The organism is Christensenella hongkongensis, assembly GCF_000981035.1.
Lineage (GTDB): Bacteria > Bacillota > Clostridia > Christensenellales > Christensenellaceae > Christensenella > Christensenella hongkongensis.
In genome coordinates this window covers 1-21,774 of sequence record NZ_LAYJ01000111.1, presented here as the reverse complement: position 1 = coordinate 21,774, position 21,774 = coordinate 1, and the positions used below count along the sequence as shown (strand labels likewise).

Annotated in this window: 21 protein-coding genes; 7 read left to right on the top strand and 14 right to left on the bottom strand. The window is 49.6% G+C overall.

Going from position 1 to position 21,774, the window contains the following annotated elements; genetic code table 11:
- Positions 1 to 8: 8 nt before the first annotated feature.
- From kdpB to CHK_RS15760, 9 genes are all read right to left on the bottom strand, one after another.
- Positions 9 to 2,078, bottom strand: coding sequence for a potassium-transporting ATPase subunit KdpB (gene kdpB / locus CHK_RS09875; protein WP_046443898.1), 2,070 nt, complete (start codon positions 2,076 to 2,078; stop codon positions 9 to 11).
- Positions 2,079 to 2,091: 13 nt separating this feature from the next.
- Entirely contained in the window at positions 2,092 to 3,831 is a 1,740-nt protein-coding gene (gene kdpA, locus CHK_RS09870; protein ID WP_046443897.1) for a potassium-transporting ATPase subunit KdpA, read from the bottom strand.
- A complete protein-coding gene (locus CHK_RS16125) occupies positions 3,828 to 3,917 on the bottom strand; it encodes a potassium-transporting ATPase subunit F (RefSeq protein ID WP_082103502.1) in 90 nt (29 codons plus the stop codon). The genes kdpA and CHK_RS16125 overlap by 4 nt, the downstream gene beginning before the upstream one ends.
- Before the next feature lie 167 nt (positions 3,918 to 4,084).
- Positions 4,085 to 4,366, bottom strand: coding sequence for a hypothetical protein (locus CHK_RS09865; RefSeq protein WP_131924993.1), 282 nt, complete (start codon positions 4,364 to 4,366; stop codon positions 4,085 to 4,087).
- Between the two features lie 36 nt (positions 4,367 to 4,402).
- On the bottom strand, positions 4,403 to 5,527 hold the full coding sequence (locus CHK_RS09860) for a hypothetical protein (RefSeq protein WP_131924990.1): 1,125 nt from the start codon (positions 5,525 to 5,527) through the stop codon (positions 4,403 to 4,405).
- A 155-nt stretch (positions 5,528 to 5,682) separates the two neighbouring features.
- Complete coding sequence (locus CHK_RS09855) at positions 5,683 to 7,566, bottom strand: peptidoglycan-binding domain-containing protein (protein WP_046443894.1); 1,884 nt, start codon at positions 7,564 to 7,566, stop codon at positions 5,683 to 5,685.
- 139 nt (positions 7,567 to 7,705) lie between these two features.
- Complete coding sequence (locus tag CHK_RS09850) at positions 7,706 to 9,202, bottom strand: flotillin family protein (protein WP_046443893.1); 1,497 nt, start codon at positions 9,200 to 9,202, stop codon at positions 7,706 to 7,708.
- Between the two features lie 45 nt (positions 9,203 to 9,247).
- The gene (locus tag CHK_RS15765; RefSeq protein WP_052740505.1) at positions 9,248 to 9,991 is read right to left on the bottom strand and encodes an NfeD family protein; all 744 of its coding nucleotides are present in this window, start codon (positions 9,989 to 9,991) and stop codon (positions 9,248 to 9,250) included.
- Positions 9,992 to 10,006: 15 nt separating this feature from the next.
- Positions 10,007 to 10,546 carry a DUF1836 domain-containing protein gene (locus CHK_RS15760; RefSeq protein WP_052740504.1) on the bottom strand — a complete coding sequence of 180 codons (540 nt, stop codon included), beginning with the start codon at positions 10,544 to 10,546 and terminating at the stop codon, positions 10,007 to 10,009.
- Between the two features lie 256 nt (positions 10,547 to 10,802).
- Between CHK_RS15760 and CHK_RS09835 the strand changes: the two genes are divergently transcribed.
- Complete coding sequence (locus CHK_RS09835) at positions 10,803 to 12,245, top strand: alpha-amylase (protein ID WP_200896529.1); 1,443 nt, start codon at positions 10,803 to 10,805, stop codon at positions 12,243 to 12,245.
- Positions 12,246 to 12,331: 86 nt separating this feature from the next.
- Here the strand turns inward: CHK_RS09835 and CHK_RS09830 are convergent, their stop codons facing one another.
- From CHK_RS09830 to CHK_RS09815, 4 genes are all read right to left on the bottom strand, one after another.
- On the bottom strand, positions 12,332 to 13,273 hold the full coding sequence (locus CHK_RS09830) for an NAD(P)-dependent oxidoreductase (RefSeq protein WP_046443891.1): 942 nt from the start codon (positions 13,271 to 13,273) through the stop codon (positions 12,332 to 12,334).
- A gap of 10 nt (positions 13,274 to 13,283) precedes the next feature.
- Entirely contained in the window at positions 13,284 to 14,138 is an 855-nt protein-coding gene (locus CHK_RS09825) for an aldo/keto reductase (protein WP_046443935.1), read from the bottom strand.
- 158 nt (positions 14,139 to 14,296) lie between these two features.
- The gene (locus CHK_RS09820) at positions 14,297 to 15,109 is read right to left on the bottom strand and encodes a family 1 encapsulin nanocompartment shell protein (RefSeq protein WP_046443890.1); all 813 of its coding nucleotides are present in this window, start codon (positions 15,107 to 15,109) and stop codon (positions 14,297 to 14,299) included.
- Positions 15,110 to 15,123: 14 nt separating this feature from the next.
- Entirely contained in the window at positions 15,124 to 15,471 is a 348-nt protein-coding gene (locus tag CHK_RS09815) for a demethoxyubiquinone hydroxylase family protein (protein ID WP_046443889.1), read from the bottom strand.
- Between the two features lie 271 nt (positions 15,472 to 15,742).
- On the opposite strand from CHK_RS09815, the gene CHK_RS09810 reads away from it, so the two are divergent.
- On the top strand, positions 15,743 to 16,138 hold the full coding sequence (locus tag CHK_RS09810; RefSeq protein WP_046443888.1) for an HsmA family protein: 396 nt from the start codon (positions 15,743 to 15,745) through the stop codon (positions 16,136 to 16,138).
- Positions 16,139 to 16,450: 312 nt separating this feature from the next.
- Here CHK_RS09810 and CHK_RS09805 read toward each other — a convergent pair whose 3' ends face one another.
- Positions 16,451 to 17,476, bottom strand: coding sequence for a LacI family DNA-binding transcriptional regulator (locus CHK_RS09805; protein WP_046443887.1), 1,026 nt, complete (start codon positions 17,474 to 17,476; stop codon positions 16,451 to 16,453).
- Positions 17,477 to 17,568: 92 nt separating this feature from the next.
- Between CHK_RS09805 and CHK_RS09800 the strand changes: the two genes are divergently transcribed.
- From CHK_RS09800 to CHK_RS09780, 5 genes are all read left to right on the top strand, one after another.
- Positions 17,569 to 18,390, top strand: coding sequence for a sugar phosphate isomerase/epimerase family protein (locus CHK_RS09800; RefSeq protein ID WP_046443886.1), 822 nt, complete (start codon positions 17,569 to 17,571; stop codon positions 18,388 to 18,390).
- Positions 18,391 to 18,415: 25 nt separating this feature from the next.
- Positions 18,416 to 19,186: an SDR family NAD(P)-dependent oxidoreductase gene (locus CHK_RS09795; RefSeq protein WP_046443934.1), complete on the top strand. Its 771-nt coding sequence runs from the start codon at positions 18,416 to 18,418 to the stop codon at positions 19,184 to 19,186.
- A 21-nt stretch (positions 19,187 to 19,207) separates the two neighbouring features.
- Positions 19,208 to 20,098, top strand: a complete 891-nt coding sequence (locus tag CHK_RS09790) for an SMP-30/gluconolactonase/LRE family protein (protein ID WP_046443885.1) — start codon at positions 19,208 to 19,210, stop codon at positions 20,096 to 20,098.
- Between the two features lie 16 nt (positions 20,099 to 20,114).
- Positions 20,115 to 21,146: a zinc-dependent alcohol dehydrogenase gene (locus CHK_RS09785; protein ID WP_046443884.1), complete on the top strand. Its 1,032-nt coding sequence runs from the start codon at positions 20,115 to 20,117 to the stop codon at positions 21,144 to 21,146.
- An 83-nt stretch (positions 21,147 to 21,229) separates the two neighbouring features.
- On the top strand, positions 21,230 to 21,774 hold a 545-nt coding region (locus CHK_RS09780; protein ID WP_046443883.1), incomplete at its 3' end, for a type II glyceraldehyde-3-phosphate dehydrogenase.

The following is a 21,774-nucleotide window of genomic DNA, read 5'->3' as shown; positions in this document are numbered from 1 at the left end:
CGTTCCTCCTAAAATAATCCTACCGCTACAAGCAGCATATCGATCAGCTTGATTGCAATGAACGGCAGGATTACGCCGCCAACGCCAAACACCAACAGGTTACGCGACAACAGCTTTTTTGCCGGCACTTCCCTGTATTTTACGCCCTTCAGCGCCAGCGGGATCAGTGCTACAATGATCACCGCATTATAGATGACCGCAGAAAATATCGCGCTTTCCGGGCTGTGCAGCCTCATGATGTTAAGCGCCTGCAACTGCGGGAACAGCAGGAAGAAAAGCGGCGGGATGATCGCAAAATATTTTGCGATATCGTTGGCAATGCTGAATGTTGTAAGCGCACCGCGCGTCATCAAAAGCTGCTTGCCGATCCTCACAATGTCGATCAGCTTCGTCGGCGACGAATCAAGATCCACCATGTTGCCCGCCTCTTTGGCTGCCTGCGTGCCCGTGTTCATGGCGACCGCAACATCAGCCTGTGCAAGCGCGGGCGCGTCGTTTGTGCCGTCGCCTGTCATTGCCACCATATGTCCGTGCTTCTGGTAATCGCGTATCAGCTCCAGCTTGCCCTCCGGAGTCGCCTCCGCCAGAAAATCATCCACACCTGCTTCGGCGGCGATTGCCGCAGCGGTAAGCGGGTTGTCTCCTGTAATCATGATCGTCCTGATGCCCATTTTCCGCAGGTCGGCAAATTTTTCCTGTACACCCTGCTTGATAATATCCTTTAAATGGACGACTCCAAGTATTTTCCCATTCTTCGCAACCAGCAACGGTGTCCCCCCGCTGTTTGCAACGCGTTTTACAGTTTCGTCGCATTCCGGCGAGTAGTTTCCGCCTTTTGACTGCACATATTCTTTTACCGCATCCGCAGCCCCCTTGCGTACTTCATTTCCTTCGTAGTCCACACCGCTCATTCTTGTTTTGGCGGAAAACGGGATAAACTGGACATTCATCTCGCCTATATTGCGGCCCCGGATTCCGAACTTCTCTTTTGCCAGCACTACGATGCTCCTGCCTTCAGGCGTTTCATCAGAGAGCGAAGACAGTTGGGCCGCATCCGCAAGCTCCCTGATATCCGTTCCATCCACAGGTATAAATTCACTTGCCTGACGGTTGCCAAGCGTGATCGTCCCTGTTTTATCGAGCATCAGGATATCTACGTCGCCCGCGGCTTCGATTGCCCTGCCGCTCATTGCAAGTACGTTAGCCTGATTGAGCCTGCTCATGCCTGCAATACCGATTGCGGAAAGCAGCGCGCCAATCGTCGTGGGCGCAAGGCATACAAGCAACGCCAGCAGGGAGGTAACGGACGTTGGATTTGCGCTCATACCCTGCATCTGTGCGGAAAAATGTGCAAACGCGTAAAGCGATACAGTCACAACGAGGAATATGATCGTCAGCGATACCAACAGTATCTGCAACGCGACCTCGTTTGGCGTCTTTTTGCGCGCTGCGCCTTCCACCATGGCAATCATCTTGTCAAGGAAGCTCTCGCCCGGATTGCTCGTCACATGGATCACCAGCCAGTCGGATATCACCGTGGTTCCTCCTGTTACTGCGCAGCGGTCGCCGCCGCTCTCACGAATCACCGGGGCAGATTCCCCGGTGATTGCGCTTTCGTCTACAGACGCCGCCCCATCGATCACGTCGCCGTCCGCGGGTATCTGCTCCCCGGCTTTCACGAGTACAATATCGCCTTTCCTAAGGGAAGCGGATGGAACTTCTTCCACTCTGTCCCTTTCTTCAGGCGAGGGTATCTTATAAGCCGTAATATCACGCTTCGTCGCGCGCAGGGCATCCGCCTGCGCTTTTCCCCTGCCCTCGGCGATCGCCTCTGCAAAATTGGCAAACAGTACGGTCAGCCATAACAGTACCGCGATACCCAGTATAAACTCCGGCGTATTGTCCCTGATACCCGCAAGCGCGATCACATAAAGCACAGTTGTCAATATCGCCGCAACATATACGACAAACATAACCGGATTTTGCACCTGTATCTTCGGATTCAGCTTCAAAAACGAGTCTTTCAGAGCGCGTCCGATCATTTGCTTATTTACAAACTTTGTCTTTTTATCCTTCATGATCTTTTCACTCCTAACCTATCATCTGGAAGAACTCTGCAATCGGCCCAACCGCAAGCGCCGGAAGAAAGCTCAGCGCTCCGACAAGCAGTACAACCAGTATCAATACGGCGATAAACAGCGCGCCCGTTGTGGGCAACGTTCCCGCGCTGACCGCGACTTTTTGTTTGCGGACCAGCGATCCGGCGATCGCAAGCGTTGCAATCATCGGCATAAAACGTACAAACAGCATCACAATCCCAATCGCCACATTCAGGAAAGGCACGTTGGCGTTCAGGCCCGCAAATGCAGAACCATTGTTGCCCGCGCCGGATGAAAAGGCGTACAATACCTCCGAAAACCCATGCGGCCCACTATTGTTGAGGCTATCCATCACGGTAGGCACATAGCAGGCAATCGCCGTGCCAATAAGCGCCGCGAGAGGCGTCGCAAGGCATACGAGCGTCGCCATCTTCATTTCATACGGTTCTATCTTCTTTCCAAGAAATTCCGGTGTTCTGCCCACCATAAGCCCCGCAATGAATACCGCTACAATCGCAAACGCCAGCATTCCGTAAAGCCCGCAGCCAACGCCACCGAATATGACCTCGCCAAGCTGCATCTGCAGCATTGTAATCATTCCGCCAAGCGGTGTATAGCTGTCGTGCATGGAGTTAACAGAGCCGTTTGAGGCAGCCGTTGTAAATGAAGCCCAGGTGCTTGACGTCGCGATTCCAAACCGCGCTTCCTTGCCTTCCATGTTACCGCCCGGTTGCCCCTGCGTTGTCATATTGACCGCGCCGTCCTGGGCAAGCTGCGGCGTACCGTTTGCTTCGTTCGCTCCAATCACCGCAAGAAAACCTACGAGCATAATGAGCATTGCCAGAAACAATGCAACACCCTGTTTTTTGTTCTTTACATTCCTGCCAAATGTGAAGCACAGCGCAACAGGAATCAGCAGGAGCGATATCATCTCTATCATATTGGAGAATATGGTTGGATTCTCCAGCGGGAAGGCCGAGTTCACACCAAAGAAACCGCCACCATTCGTCCCCAACTGCTTGATCGCAATCTGGCTTGCGGCAGGCCCCTGCGGTATTACCTGGCTTGTGATTACCGTTCCGTCGTCAAGCGTAACCGGATGCAAAAGCTGTACCTCCGTATAGGAGGAAAGGTTCTGCACGACTCCCTGGGAAACAAGTAAAATCGCCACCACCAGCGAAAGCGGAATCAGCACATACCAAACCACCCTCGTCAGGTCTACCCAGAAGTTTCCAATCCCCGTTCCCTTTTCCCTCGTGAATCCACGAATCAACGCGAACAACACCACGATGCCTACGCCCGCAGATACAAAGTTTTGTACGGTCAGGCCAAGCATCTGTGTAAAATAGGAAAGCGCGCTCTCACCGGAATAAGACTGCCAGTTCGTATTCGTCACAAAGCTTGACGTCGTATTGAACGCCAGATGCCACGATGTTCCGTCGATGTTTTCCGGATTCAACGGCAGGACTCCTTGCGCCATATTGAGAAAAAAGAGGATTGCAAAACTAAAAACGCTGAACATAATGCAGCAGGCCGCATATTTCTTCCAGCCCATATCCTCGTTCTTATCAACGTGCAAAACCTTGTACGTGAAATTTTCCACCGGCACAAAGGCCTTTGAAAGAAACGTCTTTTCACCGTTCATTACCTTACCGATGTACTTTCCAAGCGGTATGGCAAGCGCCACGAGTATCACGATGTAAAGCGCATACTGCAAAATCTGATTGCTCATTGCCTGTCACCTCTCAGCAGGACCACAAACAGGTACACAAAGAGTGCCGCCGCCACAATCCCAATTATTGTGATTACCACAGACATAACCTTTCTCCTTTCTTTTGCTGCATATCTAGGTCACTTAGTATTATAGGTCGCCGGAAATAAAGACGGTGTTAGGGTTATGCGCTTTGTATTAAGATTGTATAAAGAAAAAAACAAAAAAGGCCGTCCCCATTGGCTCATAGGGACGGCCTTTCTCTTGGCATATTTTATGTTTCTAACTGTTTTTTCTCCAAATTTTTTTCATCCCGCGGTTTTGTATTAATCCACAGCAGAAAATAGAGTGCAACTCCCATTACAATTTCTACTTTGTGCAGATTATCTATGTAAAATCTTAGATTCAAACCATACATAAACATATTAAGCAAATCTAATCCGTCAGGATTATCCATCCTAAGCCTTGAAACAGGATGAATCGAAGAAACAACTACGCTAATACAAATAACGACTACAATCAAAATGAAATATAAGACCACTGCTCCCGTTTTCACGATGAGCATCGCTTTTCCAGAATCGGATTTTTCATGTTATTCCTGTTCCCAACAATCTTCCAGAATTTCTTTCAACTCAAAAACAGGCTGATCCGCTCTTCCCCCATAATTTACCAGATATACAAAGATTGTATCATCCTGCACTTCAATATGGTTCTTGTCGCTATCAAGGCTGACTTTTGCAATCTCTTTTTCCGCAGTCGTATTCCAATTCCTCCAAACAAGCGCATCTCCCCGCCGAAATAGCGCTCCCTTGCTGTTTAAATGAAAGACCTCATCCGCCCAATACAAAGGATATTCCGCAGCCACTGTCCCAGTCCCCATATCGATCGCAAGCACCTCGTTTTGCGAATTGATCGTTGCCCAAACATATATCGTCTCATTATCAACAAATGCCTCGTGAAAACTGTCCTCGCTTGCAAAATCAAGGATCGTCTTTGGTTCTCGCCATTCCTCTTCGCCTTTCAGCGAAACCGTGCTCACGCGCCCTGTATCACCGTCAATTATATAGACTTCACCTGTCCGCGCACTGTAAAACATATCCTTTCTGGAGTACCTCGACATCAGCTCCTCACCGGTTTTCTTATCGATTATAATCCCCAGGGATTCCGTTCTATCAATTTCTTCCTCATTCGAATTAAAATACGTATAAAAATAGGTAAGAATGAGCTCTGTTCCCGTATCACAAAGCGTATATCCGTCTGTTTCATCCGGCAAATAGAGCCTGTAGTGCGGATACTCTGAAAGCAGTTCTTCTGCTCTCCAACTGAATAGACGGGAATCTTCCGGTCTTGCAATATTCAAATCCGTCAATAGGTAATCCCTGGCGTTTCCTGTAATGGAAACGCTGTCCGTCCATGCGTACAGGAACGGAGGCCTGATCTCCATTTCCTGAAACCGGACGCTGTCGTAATAGTCCTTATGCAATAATTCTGTTGATTCGCCGTACCGTTCGCTACGCCCTTCCCGCACCAGTATCAGCTCTGGAACACGTTGGTCTGTAGCCGCCTGCGCGTAAATAAGCCCGTCTTCACCTGCCGCGATGCACTGTATTGGTTGTTCGGCCTCAACGACCGTCTCTCCCGTCCGCAGCGACTTGATCTTATTTCCCTCTGCGTAGAGGATATCGCTCTGCCCCTTTTCCTCTGCTTCAACCGTCAACGGGCTTCCAACAACGGGTGGCGCGGTATGATCGGGTGGAAAAAACAGGGTCCAAAATATGCCGAAAAAAACAGCTGCCAAGCCCCCCAATACAGCTCCCGTCGTGATGCCCCCCACCTTCAGCATCCATTTCAAGTGCTTTTTGTTTCCCGGCTTCATTTCCCTGCTCCTTTTCCAATACCATAGGATACGATGAAAAATTTATTATTCATCAGATCATCTTTATCTTTATCTTTGTATTTCAGGTAAGCTTCTATGCTATCATAAGTTTTTTCTCCGCTTTGGGTAGTATCTCCATCATTATAACGCTTTCCATAATCTTTTACGCTGATTTTCCCATCGTCCAGAGCTTCCACCGCAACATAGTGCGCGCCAATCGATCCATCCGGAGCCTTATAGCCAAAACAAACGATCCCTTGTCCGGCATCTTTGATTTGCTGCTCTGCTTTTTTTGTAGCCCCCAAGTCGAGCATTGTCGTCCCCGCAATTTTTATATCCGGATTATTTTCCCTGATATAATTTACGATGCCGACCGGCATTTCAGCAGACCCTATTGGAACACCTTTCTCCATATACCATTCATAGATATCCTTATAAGGTACGTCTACCCCCGCCATTTGAAGCATATTGTTGGTAGCGGTCGAAATACACGCCCTGTCTTTAACCGTCGCATCGTTGAAGTCCAACCCCGCTATTTGTGGATTACTTTGTGCAATTTGTTCCGGCAATCCTTCAAATTTTTGGTGATAAGCAATCTCCGTCGTCGAATCCCACTTCCCAGTCGGCTCCACTCCAATATTTTGCTGTAACTTTTTGATGTCTTCCTCGTTTTTTACAAATCCGGGCGGCGTCGCGGTCATTCCCAAAGGACTATCCGCTTTGAATTGTTTTTCCCTTTCCCTGATCTTATCAATATTCCAGCCGTTTGGCAACGCCTCGTCCGGATGCTGCTGCAAATACTCGCGCATTTTTTTGCCCAGCTCCAATTTCTCCTGATCGGATAAATCTGCCCCTTTCTCTGGCTGCGAGTTTTTAAGTAAGCTTGCCTCCCCATTCCCATACTGCGGCGCAGCATTCCAGTTTTCACTCCACAGGTTTCCGCTTTTGTCTGTTTCCTCTTTTGGCGGCTGCGTTGGCCGCGCCTCCACCTGACTGCCGAGCAACTCTATATTTGCATTTTTTCTGTTTGTTTCCTTATTATACACCATATCCTTACCATTCCAGGATTGTTTCTGTTCGTTTATCGCATTTTTAAATAAATCCTGCAGCTCCCTGACGTCCTTTTCCTCCCGTTCCGTTCCAATGTAAGAGCCCGGCAAATTGATTTCTTTTTTCTCTTTTTCATCGATTGGAATACGGTATTCCATTGTACGGGCCGCATCTTCCTGACTGTCCCAAAGTTTGCTCCATCTTCCCTCAGCAATGTCGTTTACCGCTTTGTTTTCAAGCTTTGGCATACGTGGGAATATCTTTGTCCCAATCGTTTTTTCCTTATACCTGTCGCTATCCAGCCATCCTGTAAAATCGTTATCCACCACATTTTTCATATGGTCGGTTTTGGGCCCATAAACTCCGTCTACCTTAAGGGGGTTCCCATCCAGATAGGTCCTCCCGCTTTGATTCAGTCCCTCCTGCAACGTTTTCGTCTTTTGACTGGGCTGGTCAAGCTCCTTTTGATACCGTTGGAATTTTTCCGCCGCCTGCTTTGTTTTATCTCCAAATATGCCGTCCTCTTTTAATGGATTTCCTTGCTTATCTGTGAATCCAAACCGGTTCATCAAAAACTGTGTCGCTTTGATCGATTCCCCGCTTACCTTTTTTGCAGCTTCTTTCTGCTTTCGTTCATGTTCCTGCCTTTGGCGTTCTTGCCGCTCTTTTCTTCTTGCTGCCTCTTCCTGCCGCCTGCGCGCTTCTTCCTGCCGGCGTTTTCTTTCCTCTTCTTCCTTACGCCTTTGTTTTTCTTCCTGTTGCCTGCGTAAACGCTGCTCCGCCAATCTGTTTTGCCGGGCCTTTATTTTCCCCTTATCTGTGTATGCCATTGCCTTTTCCTTTCTTTTTGAACACAAAAAAGAAGCCTTTTTCAAAGCTTCTTTTTCTGTATGTATTATTTTTTCATACTATCATACTACCACAAAACAGGTGCCATTCGCCGACGTTTCCCCGACGCCCGGGCGCCGCTTATTTCTTTTGCTCCGGCTTTGGTTTGGCGTCCGCAGGCTTTACCTCAACTGCATCTACAGCTTCCGCCGGCTTCCTGACAGCCGCCGTTCCCGGCTCTTTTTCCACCAATATGGCTTTCTCGCCCTTTGTTTCCGGCCCTATTTTCTTACCAAGGAATTCCGGAAGCTGCATTCCCGCCATTTCAAATATCTCATTCATCGGCGGAATACTCTTCATCAGCCCGGATACGAAGTTAGCCGTGGACGATTTACCGTCCCTGCCTTCGCCGCTGTCCCAAACCGTTACCTTGTCGATCTTAAGGTCACGGATCGCTTCTACCTGAACCTTCATCAGGTTCTCCATCTTATCCGCAAGCATCAGCATCAGCGCATCTTTTGCGCTTCCGCCCGCCGCGTTTACGATATCCGCAAAACCGGACGCCTGCTTTTTCAGGATTTCCTGCATACCACGCGCTTCCGCTTCCATTTTTGCATAGATCGCGTCCGCTTCACCTGCCGCCTGACGGCGCAGGCGTTCTGCCTCGGCCTCCGCCTCCAGCTCTATCTGCCGCTTTTTGATCTCGGTTTTTACGATAACATCCGCCTCCAGCGTTGCTTTCTCACGTGCAAACCTTACAATTTCTGCTTCCTTTTCCGCCGCATACGCTTCCTCGAGGGCCTTTGCCGACTGTACCTTTTCCGCTGCGGTTGCCAGCCTCATCGCTTCTGCTTCCTTTTCCCTTCTTGCCGCGTCGGACTGCGCCACCTCGATCTTTGCGGTGTTCTCACCGGTGATTGCCTTGGAGTTTGCCGTAGCCACCTCTACGCGCTGGTCGCGCTGTGCGTTTGCCTCACCGATCGATCCGTCGCGTACCTTTTCGGCAACGGACTTCTTCGCGTCGTTGATTGCTTTTGCAGCGGCTTCCTTACCAAGCGCTGTGATATATCCGGATTCATCGCTGATGTCCGTTACGTTTACGTTAATAAGCCGCAGGCCGATCTTTTTGAGCTCAGATTCCACATTGCGCGAAACCGCCTCCAAAAATTTATCCCTGTCTGTGTTGATCTCCTCGATATCCATCGTTGCAATCACAAGACGAAGCTGTCCGAAAATGATATCCTTTGCGAGTTCCTGTACCTCCCCCATCTGCAGCCCAAGCAGCCTTTCCGCCGCGTTTTGCATCACGCCCTGCTCCGTCGAAATACCGACTGTAAAAATAGACGGTACGTCAATACGGATGTTCTGGCGTGAAAGCGCGCTCTTCAGGTCCACCTGTATGGAAAGCGGTGTCAGGTCCAGGTATTGGTAAGCCTGAATCACCGGCCAGATAAACGCCGCGCCGCCGTGAATACACTTTGACGTGCGGTTTGTCCCGTCCGTATTCTGCCCCACCTTACCATAAATGACCATGATCTTGTCCGAAGGACATTTTTTATACCTGGTCAGGAAAATCAGCAGACACATGAACACCAAAACCACGATGACCACAATCAGGATCAACGATTCAATACTCATACTACCCATCATAATAACGCTACCTCTTCTTTCTCCTAAAAAACACTATTTTCTCTTTACCACCAGCGTATTCCCATTCGATATGCCGACCACAGTCACCTCCGCTCCCGTCGGGATCGACTCCTCCTCATCCGTTACGGCATCCATTTCTACAAGCCTGTCCTGCACCATCAGCGACACCTTGCCGGCATAGCTGCGCTTTTCGTGGATCGGCAGGTATACCGTGCCCGATTTTCCAAGGGCGTTACGGATGTCAAGCGTTCCATCCGACTGCAGCTTCAGCATTGCCCGCATCAGGTACGCAATCAGCACCATCGCCACAAAACCAAATGCAATCGCAAGCACCACGCTCGCAACCGGCTGCACATCTGATTTGAGCATCAGCAGTCCGGCCCAGCCAAATACTGCAAAAAATGCCACAAGCCCCTGCAGGGTAAACAGGTGAAGCCCGCTTCCGCCAAAATGCGTATGCGCGTCATGCCCCGCGGCTACGTCAGGCGAATCGCCGGGCGGTGCTGTTCCGTCTGAAATATCCACGTCCGATATTCCGTCCGGCCCAACGTGCCCAATGTGTATATCCATATCGGATATGTCCACATCCATGCCCGCGTGCCCGCCTGCGTCAAAATCCACATCCGAAGGAGCATCTGTGTGTACGTCCACATCTGAACCATGCCCCGCCCCTATTGCCAGAAGGATTACCTCAATTACCAATAAAACGGTAGCGGCAATACCCACCATGGCAAAAATCTGCTCGATCAGCGTCATGGCCTCCCACCAAGCAATCATTTCTGTTTTCCTCCTTTACTCGTCAAGCGCGTTTAAAAGTACGCTTGCCTCCGCTTTAATCCGGGCGGAAATATGTGTCAAAATCATAATATCAAGAACTTTCCTGATGCGGTTTGCTGCCTCAGGGCCTGTAATTCCATTTTCCTCTATCACGTTGTTTATAATTTCATCCACGCCCGTCGCCTCACGGATCGCATCCTCCGGAAGTTTTCTCAGAAGATCCACAAAGCACATATAAATGAGTGTAGGCGCGTTCTTCCCGTAAATAATCCCGACATAATCGATCATCTTTTTGATCTGGTCGATCTGGAAAATGTCATTAAGCATATTAATCATCACAATCGTACAGAATTGATCACAGTCATATTTTTTATTGACCGGAGGATCAACAAATTTCCGTTTCACCCAATTTTGCACGGTGTGCGCGCTAAGCCCCGTAAGCTGAAGCACCTGCGAGAGCACAAGCCCGTTTGCCGCAAACAACGAATTCAAAAAATCCGCCGCTCCATTGTCTATATTCAGTTCAACCGTTGTTCCCGGTAAAAACCTTATCATAGCAGCTTATCCTTCCTTAACAGACAGCATTGCGAATCACATCACAATTCGTTCCTTTCTTTTTATGGCTTTATTATACTACGCAGTCATATGACTGTCAAACATTTTCTAGTGACTTTTACAAATTATTTATTTCTGTTTCAGAGGTACGCCTCCGTCCTGCATCCGCGTCCCCGCTTTTCGATTTCCGTGATATAATTGTCCCGGGCAGGTTTATATAATGGAACAAATGATTCTTTCTGGAGGCGGTCTGTCTATGGATCAAAACGGTACGATGATGCAGTATTTCGAATGGTATCTCCCATCCGGAATGTTATGGAACAAAATGAAAGAGGAAGCGCCGAATCTTGCGGCGTGCGGAATTACAGCGCTGTGGATTCCTCCGGCTTATAAGGGAAACAGCGGTATAAACGACGTAGGCTATGGTGTCTATGACTTATACGACCTCGGCGAATTTGACCAGAAGGGTACTGCCGCTACCAAGTATGGTACAAAGGATGAGCTTCTTTGTGCAATCAAAGCGCTTCATGACGAGGGAATACAGGTCTATGCGGATGTGGTTCTTGACCATATGATGGGCGCAGACGAAGTAGAGACGGTCACGGCCCTTGAAGTGGATCCTGAAAACCGGAACGAAGAAGAGGGTGGTCCGCAGCAAATACAGGCATGGACGCATTTTACGTTTCCGGGAAGGAATGGAACCTATTCTGATTTTGAATGGCACTGGTATCATTTTACAGGAATCGACTGGGATCAGCGAGATAAGGAATCCGGCGTTTTTAAGTTTGAGGGTAAGGAATGGGACGACGAGGTAGACGAAGAGAAAGGCAACTTTGACTACCTGATGGGCGCAGACCTCGACCTTGGACATTTTGATGTGATCACAGAGCTTACACAGTGGGGTAAATGGTTTATCGAAACGACGGATATCGATGGATTCCGTTTTGACGCAGTCAAGCATATGAAATTCTCTTTTTACCAAAACTGGCTGGACGCGATGCGGCGCGACGCAAAGGAAGAGCTTTTTTCCGTCGGGGAATACTGGAATGCAGATTTAAACGCATTGAAAAATTATATTGATACCACAAAGGGTGCTTTGTCCTTGTTTGATGTTCCGCTGCATTTTCGTTTCTATGACGCGGCAACCTCCAACGGTGGCTTTGATATGCGGACAATTTTTGATGGAACGCTTACGCAGGATAATCCAACCCGCTCCGTCACGTTTGTGGATAACCACGACACCCAGCCCAGCCAGGCGCTCCAGTCGTGGATTCCGGATTGGTTCAAGCCGATTGCCTACGCACTGATCCTGCTTCGCGCGGATGGCTATCCCTGCATTTTCTACGGTGATTATTATGGAATCGAACACGACAATGTGCAGCCCAAAAAAGATATGCTGGACTGTATGCTTGCAGCCAGAAAAGACCGTGCCTACGGAAAACAAAACGATTATTTCGACCACCCCGATATCATAGGCTGGACGCGCGAGGGTGATGAAGATCATCCGGACTCCGGCCTTGCAGTGGTCGTAACCAATAAAGACGGCGGCACAAAGCATATGTATGTCGGGCAAAACTTCGCGGGCGCGCAATTCTATGATTGTACAGGCAACCGTACGGAAGAGGTAACGATTGGCGAGGATGGCAACGGCGACTTTTCCGTAAACGGAGGCTCTGTATCCGTGTGGATCAAAAAATAACCATTTCTGCACGAACCGTTCGCTTCATACGCATCCATACCAAAAAGACGGGCTCTCGCCCGCCTTTTTCTATCACAACCATCGCCTTATTTAACGACATTACGCGGCGTGCCGCCAAGCCATGCCCGAACGTTTTCCAGCACGATTACAGCGCGCTTTTCAAGCGCCTCTTTTGTGGCGAACCCCACATGTGGCGCAAGTATCGTATTTGGCGCGTGTAAAAGAGGATTTCCCTGGCCAATCGGCGGCTCTGTATCAAACACATCGATTGCCGCCCCTCCAATCGCGCCGTCCTCAAGCGCCTGCGCCAGAGCGCGCTCCTGCACAATCGGGCCTCGCGCCGTATTAATCAGCACCGCGTCTTTTTTCATCATTGACAATTCCTTTTTGCCAATCATGCCGCGCGTGTGTTCATTGAAAGGCACATGCAGCGATATCACATCACATGTTTTAAGAAGGTCTGAAAGCCCAAGATAGGTTACATTCGGAACCTCTTTTTTTGTGCGGCTGTAAGCGTATACCTCGCATCCAAACGCATCCGCAATCTTCGCCACGCGTAAGCCGATCCCGCCCGTGCCGATTATGCCAAATTTTTTACCTTCCAGTTCATGCCCCACAAGGCCGTCCTTTGTTTTTCCATTGCGCACCGCGCTGTCACAGGCGATCAGGTTCCGTTTCAGCGCAATCAGCAGCCCAAACACAAGGTCAGCCACCGCCGCCGTGGAATATCCTGCGCTGTTGCACACAGTGATTCCATTTTTCCTGCACGTTCCCATATCGATATGGTCGACTCCGGTAAAAGCCACGGAAAGCAGCTTTAAATTTTTACATCCGTTGAGAACGTTTGCGTTCAGCGGAAGGTTTGCCAGTATGATCACGTCAGCGTCCCTTCCCCTTGCCACCAGCTCCTCTTCGTCCGTTGTCCGCGTATCGTAAATCGTAAGCGCAGCCTCCGGCAACATCTTTGCCGCAAGCTGTTCTATCCTTTCACGCTCCACGCCAAGCGGCTCGATCACCACAAGCTTCATAGACTGTCCCTCAAAAATCGATTGTGTCAGGATCGTTGGCCAGCCCGTCAGGATCGATCATTGCATCGATGCGCGCCATGTCCCCTGCGGAAATCTCAAAATCAAATACCTTTGTATTTTCCTCGATCCTTGCAGGCGTAACCGATTTTGGCAGCGGCAGCGCTCCGTTTTGCAGCACCCAGCGGATGCAGACCTGCGCGACGGATTTCCCATACTGTTCCGCAATTTCCAGAAGCATTGGATTGCCCAGCATTTTTCCTGTGCCAAGCGGGCTATATGCCTCGATAAAAATCCCATGCTTCGCGCAGTAATCCACCACATCCTTTTGCATGAGGCCCGGATGATAATTGATCTGGTTTACCATTGGCGCCACCTTCGCCTTTTTCAGCAACGCATCCACATGGTGCGGCATAAAATTGCTAACGCCGATCGCGCGGATTTTATTTGCCCTGTAAAGCTCTTCAAACGCCTGCCATGTTCCGTTGTTCGCTTCCTCCCAGTCGTCGTGGAACTGTGCGGGCCGCGGCCAGTGAATCAGGTATAAATCCAGATATTCGAGCCCCAAATCCTCCATGGTGCGCTCAAACGCCTTCATGGTCTTCTCATACCCGTGCGAATCGTTCCAAAGCTTACTCGTTACAAAAAGCTCCTCGCGCTTCACACCGCTTTCGCGGATCGCCTTTCCCACGCTCTGCTCATTTCCGTACGCCGCCGCCGTGTCGATATGGCGGTATCCGCAGGCAAGCGCAGCCTCTACCGATTTCACTGCCGTTTCTCCGTCGGGCGTCTGCCACGTACCAAATCCGATACACGGAATCTCAACGCCGTTTTTCAGCGTAAACGTATCTGTTAAACTCTCAGCCATAATTGTAAAACCCTCCTTTATTTTTTCCTCTTTCATCATAAGCTTTTCATGAAAAGAAATCAATGCAAAACCATAGTGCGTCATTCTTCCCGTCATCCGGCCTGCCTGTATCAAAAAATCCCGTAGCAATCAAGCCACGGGATTTTTTGCACCCTTTTTTAATCATATACAACGATCGCATCCTGCCGTTTGATACGCGGAAGCACCGTTTCCAATACACGCAGATGATGGTTGAGGTCCACCAGCTCCAGATAAGCCGTCGTCATATCCTGGCCAAGCACAAGATCCATATACTGCGGTTCGCAGCACACGAGCACCGCCTTGTTCATACCAAGCACAGGAGCGCGGAATACCCTTCCGTCCACCATACGCGAAACGCGGTCTATTTCCATAAGCCCCGTTCCCGGCTGGATACGTTGCAGGTCTAAATAGAGGTCCGGGCTCAATACCAAAGCATATCGTCCGATATATCCTTTTTCGTCCAGCGTGGCAATACCCTTTGCGACATCGGTAAATGCGTTTTCGCCCGTTGACCAGTCGCTGCGTTTAATTTTGTTCGCACCCGGCGCATTCAGCAGCCCGGCTACGCCCACTGATTTATTTCCAAAAAATACAAGCTTATCCTCCCGGCGCGCAACCTCTTCCGCTGCAGCCATTGCCGAGGAAAGATCCACCGGGTATCCGTCCTTGTCTCCCGCTTCTATATCCCTCCAAAGCAGGAAAAAGTCGTCGTATACCTGCGGTATTTCAGTATATTGCCTTCCGCCTGTCGTCACAATGCCGTCCGCAAAGTTTTCCGCTTTCTTTGCACTGTCAATATTGATGCTCTGGGCGCCGGCGCCAAGCGGTCCATATAATGTTAAAAATCTGCGTCCGATCAAAATCCTGCTCGCCGAGTCAACGATTGTGTCGTCGATCCTGCCCCAGAATTCTTCTGAAAACGGAGCGCTGTCTCTTGATAGATAATCCATTTCCGTCTTCCTCCTTACTTTAACAGGCTTCCAATGGTGGCTTTCACAGCCGCTTCATCCGGGACGCCTAAATTTTCCATCATTTCTTTTACTTCCTGCACGCCCGAGGCAAAATGCTCGGCTTCATCAGGATCGAGGTGCTGCAACAGCGTCATCAATTCACCAATGTGCGCCTTTTCCTCGTCGCGAATGTCGGCAAGGACTGTTTTTGCCACCTCGTCGTCCGTCGCCATGACATGTGCGTCATATAGATAAATTGCTTCCAGCTCTCCGGCGATATCGAGCCGTACTGCCTGGATCAGTTCCCCTTTTGATAGTTTCCTCTGTACGTTCCCCGCAAACGGGTTTGCAAAACTTGGCATAAGATCAACTCCTTTTATTCTTTTCCGGCCTTATTCCCGGCCCTTGTTTGTAATGGCAGGCCGCGCCGCAGCCAGCGTATGTCCTTCCATACTCCCGCCGATTTTGTTTCGGCTCTGTGTAGATTTTAATAAACACACATACTTCGTTCCAAACGAAAGAAATTATTTTTTCATGAATTTACATTTTGTTTTGCTGTTTTGCACATCCTTTTGTATTTTGTATCCTTTCGTGCTAAGATCAATAACATACAAAAGCATATTGGAGAATACTATGGATATCAAATTAGTTTTTGCAATCATTACAATCACGCTTGCATTGGTTTTTTACACGATTGGCGTGTTTGGCGAACGCAAGGCCGGAACGCTCCAAAAAAAGCATCTCGTCACTTTTTGGTGCGGCCTTGCCTTTGACACCACCGGCACAACGATCATGAGCTTTATCGCATCCGCCAAAACGGTGCAGCTCTCCACAACTGCCAGCCTGCTGCATGGTGTCACCGGAGTCGCGGCAATCGCCCTCATGCTGTTCCACGCAATCTGGGCCACATGCGTCCTGGTCAGGGGAAACGAGCGTCAACGCGCCTCCTTCCATAAGTTCAGCATCGTCGTTTGGGCTGTTTGGCTCGTGCCGTATGTCCTTGGTATGATCGTAGGAATGAGCGTTTAAACGCTCCCTTCCCTCTGCAATTCAACCTGCATTGTGAATGGTTTCTTAAAAAACGAATCGATTTTTCTAAAAGGTGTTTACAAATTTATTATTTATGCTATACTGAATACCAAGGAAAACCATGTGCATTTTAGTTGAAGCATACAGTATAAAGGTTGTATTTTCCCACTATTTTTTAATTATGATGGTTCAGGCAAAATAAAAAAAATTAGATGGTACCCTATTGTAATTGTCAAATGGTTTTTTTAAAAGCCTATCGCGAATCGATTCGCGATAGTATGGTCACGCTGATCAACCGGCTGTGCTTGCCGGTCAGAAATCGAGAATCATCGGCGCATCCTTTTTGGTAGACCTGCGCTCGACGAGCTTCCCAAAAAAGATCGCCTGCTGCGGCCTCGATTCCGGATGCTCCAGTTTTTCCACCAAAAGCTGCATCGCCATATCTGCCATTTGTGCAAGCGGCAATGCAACCGTTGTAAGGGAGGGTTCAAACAGCGCGCCAAGCTGTGTGCCGTCATACCCGGTCACCGCAACATCCTCCGGAATGCGGTATCCGGAATTGATCAGGTATTTGATTGCGCCAAGCGCAAGCACGTCATTGCCTGCCACGATGGCGTCCGGCGGAGTTTCGAGGTGCATCAGCTCTCCCGCACAGGAATACCCTGTCTGATAGCGAAATCTCCCGGTTTCAATATAGTCCGCAGGGATTTCAAGGCCGTTGTCGTTCATCGCCCGCTTATAGCCCCTCAGCTTTTCCTGGGAAATCGCTCGGTTTAAAAGCCCGCTCAAAAAAGCGATCCTGCGGTATCCCAGCTTAACGAGATAAGAAGTAACGGTGTAAAAACCGTTGAAAGCGTCTATCAATACAGAGTTAAACTGTTCGTTGTAGTTTTTCCAGCTCAGGATCGTAATCGGAACATTACGCTGCGTTTCCTCAAGCTCTTTCACAATATTCTCTTCATCCAGGAAACAGATAATGACTCCGTCCACCTGGCGGGTGTTGAGCTTTTCAAGGCAGGACAGCATGATGTTGCGGTCCTCCTGCGTGGTATAGAGAATCGGCATAAATCCACGTGCGGCGCATGCAATGCGAATGGCGTTGTAAACCTCCGTGTAAAACGGATTGATGATATCAGGAACCACAACGGCAATGAGGTTCGTCCTCCCGCCGGTCCGCATGATACGCGCGGTATTGCTCGGAATATAATTGAGCTCCTCAATCGCCTTTGCGATACGCTCCCTGTAGCCGGGGCGCAGGGCCTCCGGGCGATTCAGGTATTTCGATACGGTGCTGGGGGAAACGCCCGCCAGCCGCGCTACGTCTTTGATCACTGCCATAATAAGTCCGCCTGGTTTTAGTTTATGACAATCATTATAGCAACAAGTATATTTAAATACAATCTTTACCATCTTTGAAAGGAGAACACAATATGAAACTAAGCTGTTTGCCGGTCTCACTCTTCGCCGATGTGGCATCGGGCGCAATGTCCGTTGGAGACTGGGCCGAAGAAGCCAAAAAAATGGGGCTTGATGGAATTGATATCAGTATCAATTTTATCAAAAATAACTCCTATACCTATCTGAGGGAAATCAAGGAGTCGCTTGCTAAAAGCGGCATGAATATCATCATGGCGACCTCTTACCCTGATTTCACGCACCCGGACGCCGTGCAGCGCGACCGAGAGAAGGACTACTTTATCCGCGATATCGCCCTGTGCTCCGAGCTTGGTGTGAAATACCTGCGTATCCTCGCAGGCCAGGCACATCCGCAGACCTCGCGCGCGGACGGCATCCGCTGGGTGGTCGAGAATTTCCGCGATTGTGCAAAAGCGGCGCAGAAATACGGTATAACCCTTTTATACGAAAACCATTCCAAGCCGGGCGCATGGGATTACTGTGATTTCAGCTACCCTCTGGATATCTTCTTTGATATTTTTGAAAGCATCAAGGATATGGGTATTCGCCTCAATTTTGATATCGGAAACATCGTTTCCTGCGGTCAGAATCCTGTAGCCATTCTGGAAAAAGTATACGATTACGTGGATACCATACATATTTCAGACGTCAAGACCGCGGAAAAATTCTCGCCGACACTTCTTGGCACGGGCATCGTGCCGATAGGAGAGGTATTCTCCTACCTGAAGGGCCGGGGCTTCCAGGGCTGGTACTGCATAGAGGAAGCTGGCTTCCAGGGGCTGGAAGGCGTCAAAAAGGCGGTTGATTATGCAAGGGAAACCTACAAAAACGCTTAACCTGAAAAAGGGAGGGATAGAAAAGATGAGTGGATTATTGCAGGATAAGTCGATCCTCGTGATCGGCGGAACCAAGGGCGTTGGCCGTGGTATTTGCGAGTCCTGCGCACGCGAAGGCGCAAAGCTTGTAATCGGCGGGCGGGATGAAGCTGCCGCGGTAGAAATCATCGACGCTGTAAAGGGAGAGGCCGCATACGAACCTGTTTTTATCAAAACCGACGTTACCGACCTTGCCGACCTTGAAAACGTCGTCAAACAGACCGAGGAAAAAAACGGAAGAATAGATGGATTTGTATATTATTCAGGCATTCTTCCCTCTTCCTACATCTGCGAAACCAGCGAAGACCTGTTTGATAATGTTTTTGATATCAATGTCAAAGGCGCATTTTTCGCAACGCAGGCAGTGCTCAACTCGATGAAAAAAACAGGCGGCGGATCGATCATTTATACGGGCTCTGCGCACGCGTACGGCGGCGAGGAAGACAGGGGCGTTTATTCTGTTTCCAAGGGCGCCCTTTTGACGCTCATGAAGCATGTGTCCAAGCATTTCATGAAATACAAAATCCGTTCCAACTGGATTACCATGGGCTGGGTTGCTACTCCGGGCGAGCTTGCGCTTCGTGCGTCGCAGGGGCATGATCTTGCATGGCTCGAAAAGGAAGCCGCAGCAGCCACTCCGGTAGGCAGATTGCTCACAGTTGAAGACCATGTGCCCGGCGTTTTGTACCTGCTGTCCGACGCTTCTTCTGTGGTCACAGGCACAGAGCTTCAAATCACCGGTGGATTTGTAACCTGATCCCAAAAGGAGGATAACGCAATGAAAAAATCTGTGGAACTGGTCGTAAAAACAGAATGCCAGCTTGGCGAAGGCCCGTCGTGGGACGACCGCACAAACACGCTTTATTTCCTCGACCTTATCGGTAACCGCATCTATTATTATGATATTGCCAAAGACACGCTGGATTTTATGGACGTAGGGCAAAATACCGGATGCGCCGTCCCCTGTGAAAAGGGAGGCCTCATTGCAGGCCTGCAAAACGGAGTTTATTATATTGATCCCCATCAAAAGAAAATGGAACTCCTTGTGCAGCCAGAACGTGGAATTTCAGGGAACCGCTTTAACGACGGGAAGTGCGACGCTGCGGGCAGGTTATGGGCCGGAACCATGTCCAAAACGCTGGACACCGGCTATGGCGACTACATCCCCCGCGGATCGTTGTATTGCATCGATACGGATATGAGTGTAAGCAAGCGGCTTTCCTACGTAACGATTTCAAACGGGCTTGCCTGGTCAAAAGACAACCGGACGATGTATTACATCGATACCCCCACCAAAAAACTGACTGCATTTGATTTTGACCTCACGACAGGCGCCATCACCGGGCGGCGTACGGCAATCGATTTTTCAAAATATAGCGGCCAGCCGGACGGTATGTGCATCGATAGTGAAGACCGTCTTTGGATTGCGTTTTTTGGTGAAAGCATGCTTCGTTATTGTGATCCGCAGTCCGGCGAGGTGTTGGAAGAGGTACTTTTCCCCGTTTTAAACGTCACTTGCGCGGCGTTTGGCGGCGACGACCTGAAGGATTTGTACGTTACCACCGGGAACATCGATACGCCTATGGATCAGTATCCGCTCGCAGGCTCTGTATTCAAAATCAGGACGGAGGTTCCGGGTATGCCCCTCTGCCGGTTCGGCAAAAAATAAAGGAGAAAACTTTACTATGAAAGCATTGGTATTGACAGAATATAATCATTTGGAAATGAAAGACGTTCCAACACCCCAAATCAGCGACAACGAAGTGCTGATACGCGTCAAGGCGTGCTCAATCTGCGGAAGCGACGTGCACGGCTATGACGGCAGCTCCGGCAGGCGTATTCCTCCCGTTATTATGGGACACGAAGCGGCGGGCATTATTGAAGAAACCGGCAGCGCAGTTATGAAATTCAAAAAAGGCGACCGCGTTACATTTAATTCATCGCTTTACTGCGGCGATTGCTTTTACTGCCGCCGCGGCGAGCAGAACATGTGCGAAAGCGGCAAGGTGTTCGGCGTTGCCTGCGCGGATTATAAGCTGGACGGCGCAATGGCGGAATATGTCAAAATTCCGGAGCACGTCCTTTATCCGGTTCCGGATAATGTAACCTTTGAACAGGCTGCGCTCGCAGAGCCGCTTTCCATCGCACTTCATGCGGTTGGACGCGCGGCTATCAAAATCAACGACACGGCCGTGGTGTTTGGCGTGGGTACGATCGGCATTATGATGCTCAAGCTTCTTAAGATATCTTCTGCAAACCGTATTATTGCCGTAGACATCGACGACTCCAAGCTTGATAATGCAAAAAAGCTGGGCGCTGACCTTGTACTCAACTCCAAAAACTGTAATGTACTGGAGGAAATCCTCGCATATACAAATGGAAGAGGCGCCGACCTGTGCTTTGAAGCAGTCGGTATTCCTTCCACCACCAATATGTGCCTTGACTGCCTGCGTAAAAACGGAACTGCCGTCCTGGTTGGGAACGTAACACCGGAATTCAATCTTGCGATCAGCAAGGCAGTATTCAAGGAACTCAGGATCATTGGTTCGTATGCGTGTACAACAGAATACGCGACAAGCCTTGACCTGATCGCATCCGGCAAAATCGAGGTAGACGACGTTGTAAGCAAAGCAGCCCCGCTCGAGGAAGGAAACGAATGGTTCCACAAGCTGCACGACGAGCCCGCGGGGCTTGTAAAGGTGATTCTATTGCCTTAACAGCACAAATTTATTGTAAAAACTCCGGCGCGCAAAAGACGCTCCGGTTTGTACGTATTAACAATTATCAGGAGGGAAAAGAAATGGGAAAAGTAAGAGTAGGAGTATCGGGATATGGAGTAATCGGCCAGCGGCTAGCTGACGGAGTTGCAAAGCAGGAGGATATGGAGCTTGTAGGAGTGGCGGACGTAGCGCCAACGCTTGCGGTGCGTGCGCTGCACGAAAAGGGAATGCCATATAACCTATATCTTGCATCGGATGAAAACCGTGCGAAATTCGGCGAGCTGGGCATCCCTGTGTCAGGTACGCTCGAGGATCTGGTAAAGTCGGTTGATATCATGCTGGACGCAGCGCCTAACGGAATCGGCGCAAAGAACAAGCCGCTGTATGAAAAGCACGGGGTGAAGGCCATCTTCCAGGGCGGGGAGAAGAACGAGATCGCAGACGCATTCTTCCATGGCTATGCAAACTTTGACAATGGAGTGGGTAAGGATTACCTGAAGCTGACGTCGTGCAATACGACAGGGTTGATCCGTGCGGTAGACTGCATCGATAAGCTGGTGGGCGTGGAAAAAGTAGCGATCACAATCATCAGGAGGGTGGCGGATCCGGGCGACTACCACCGTGG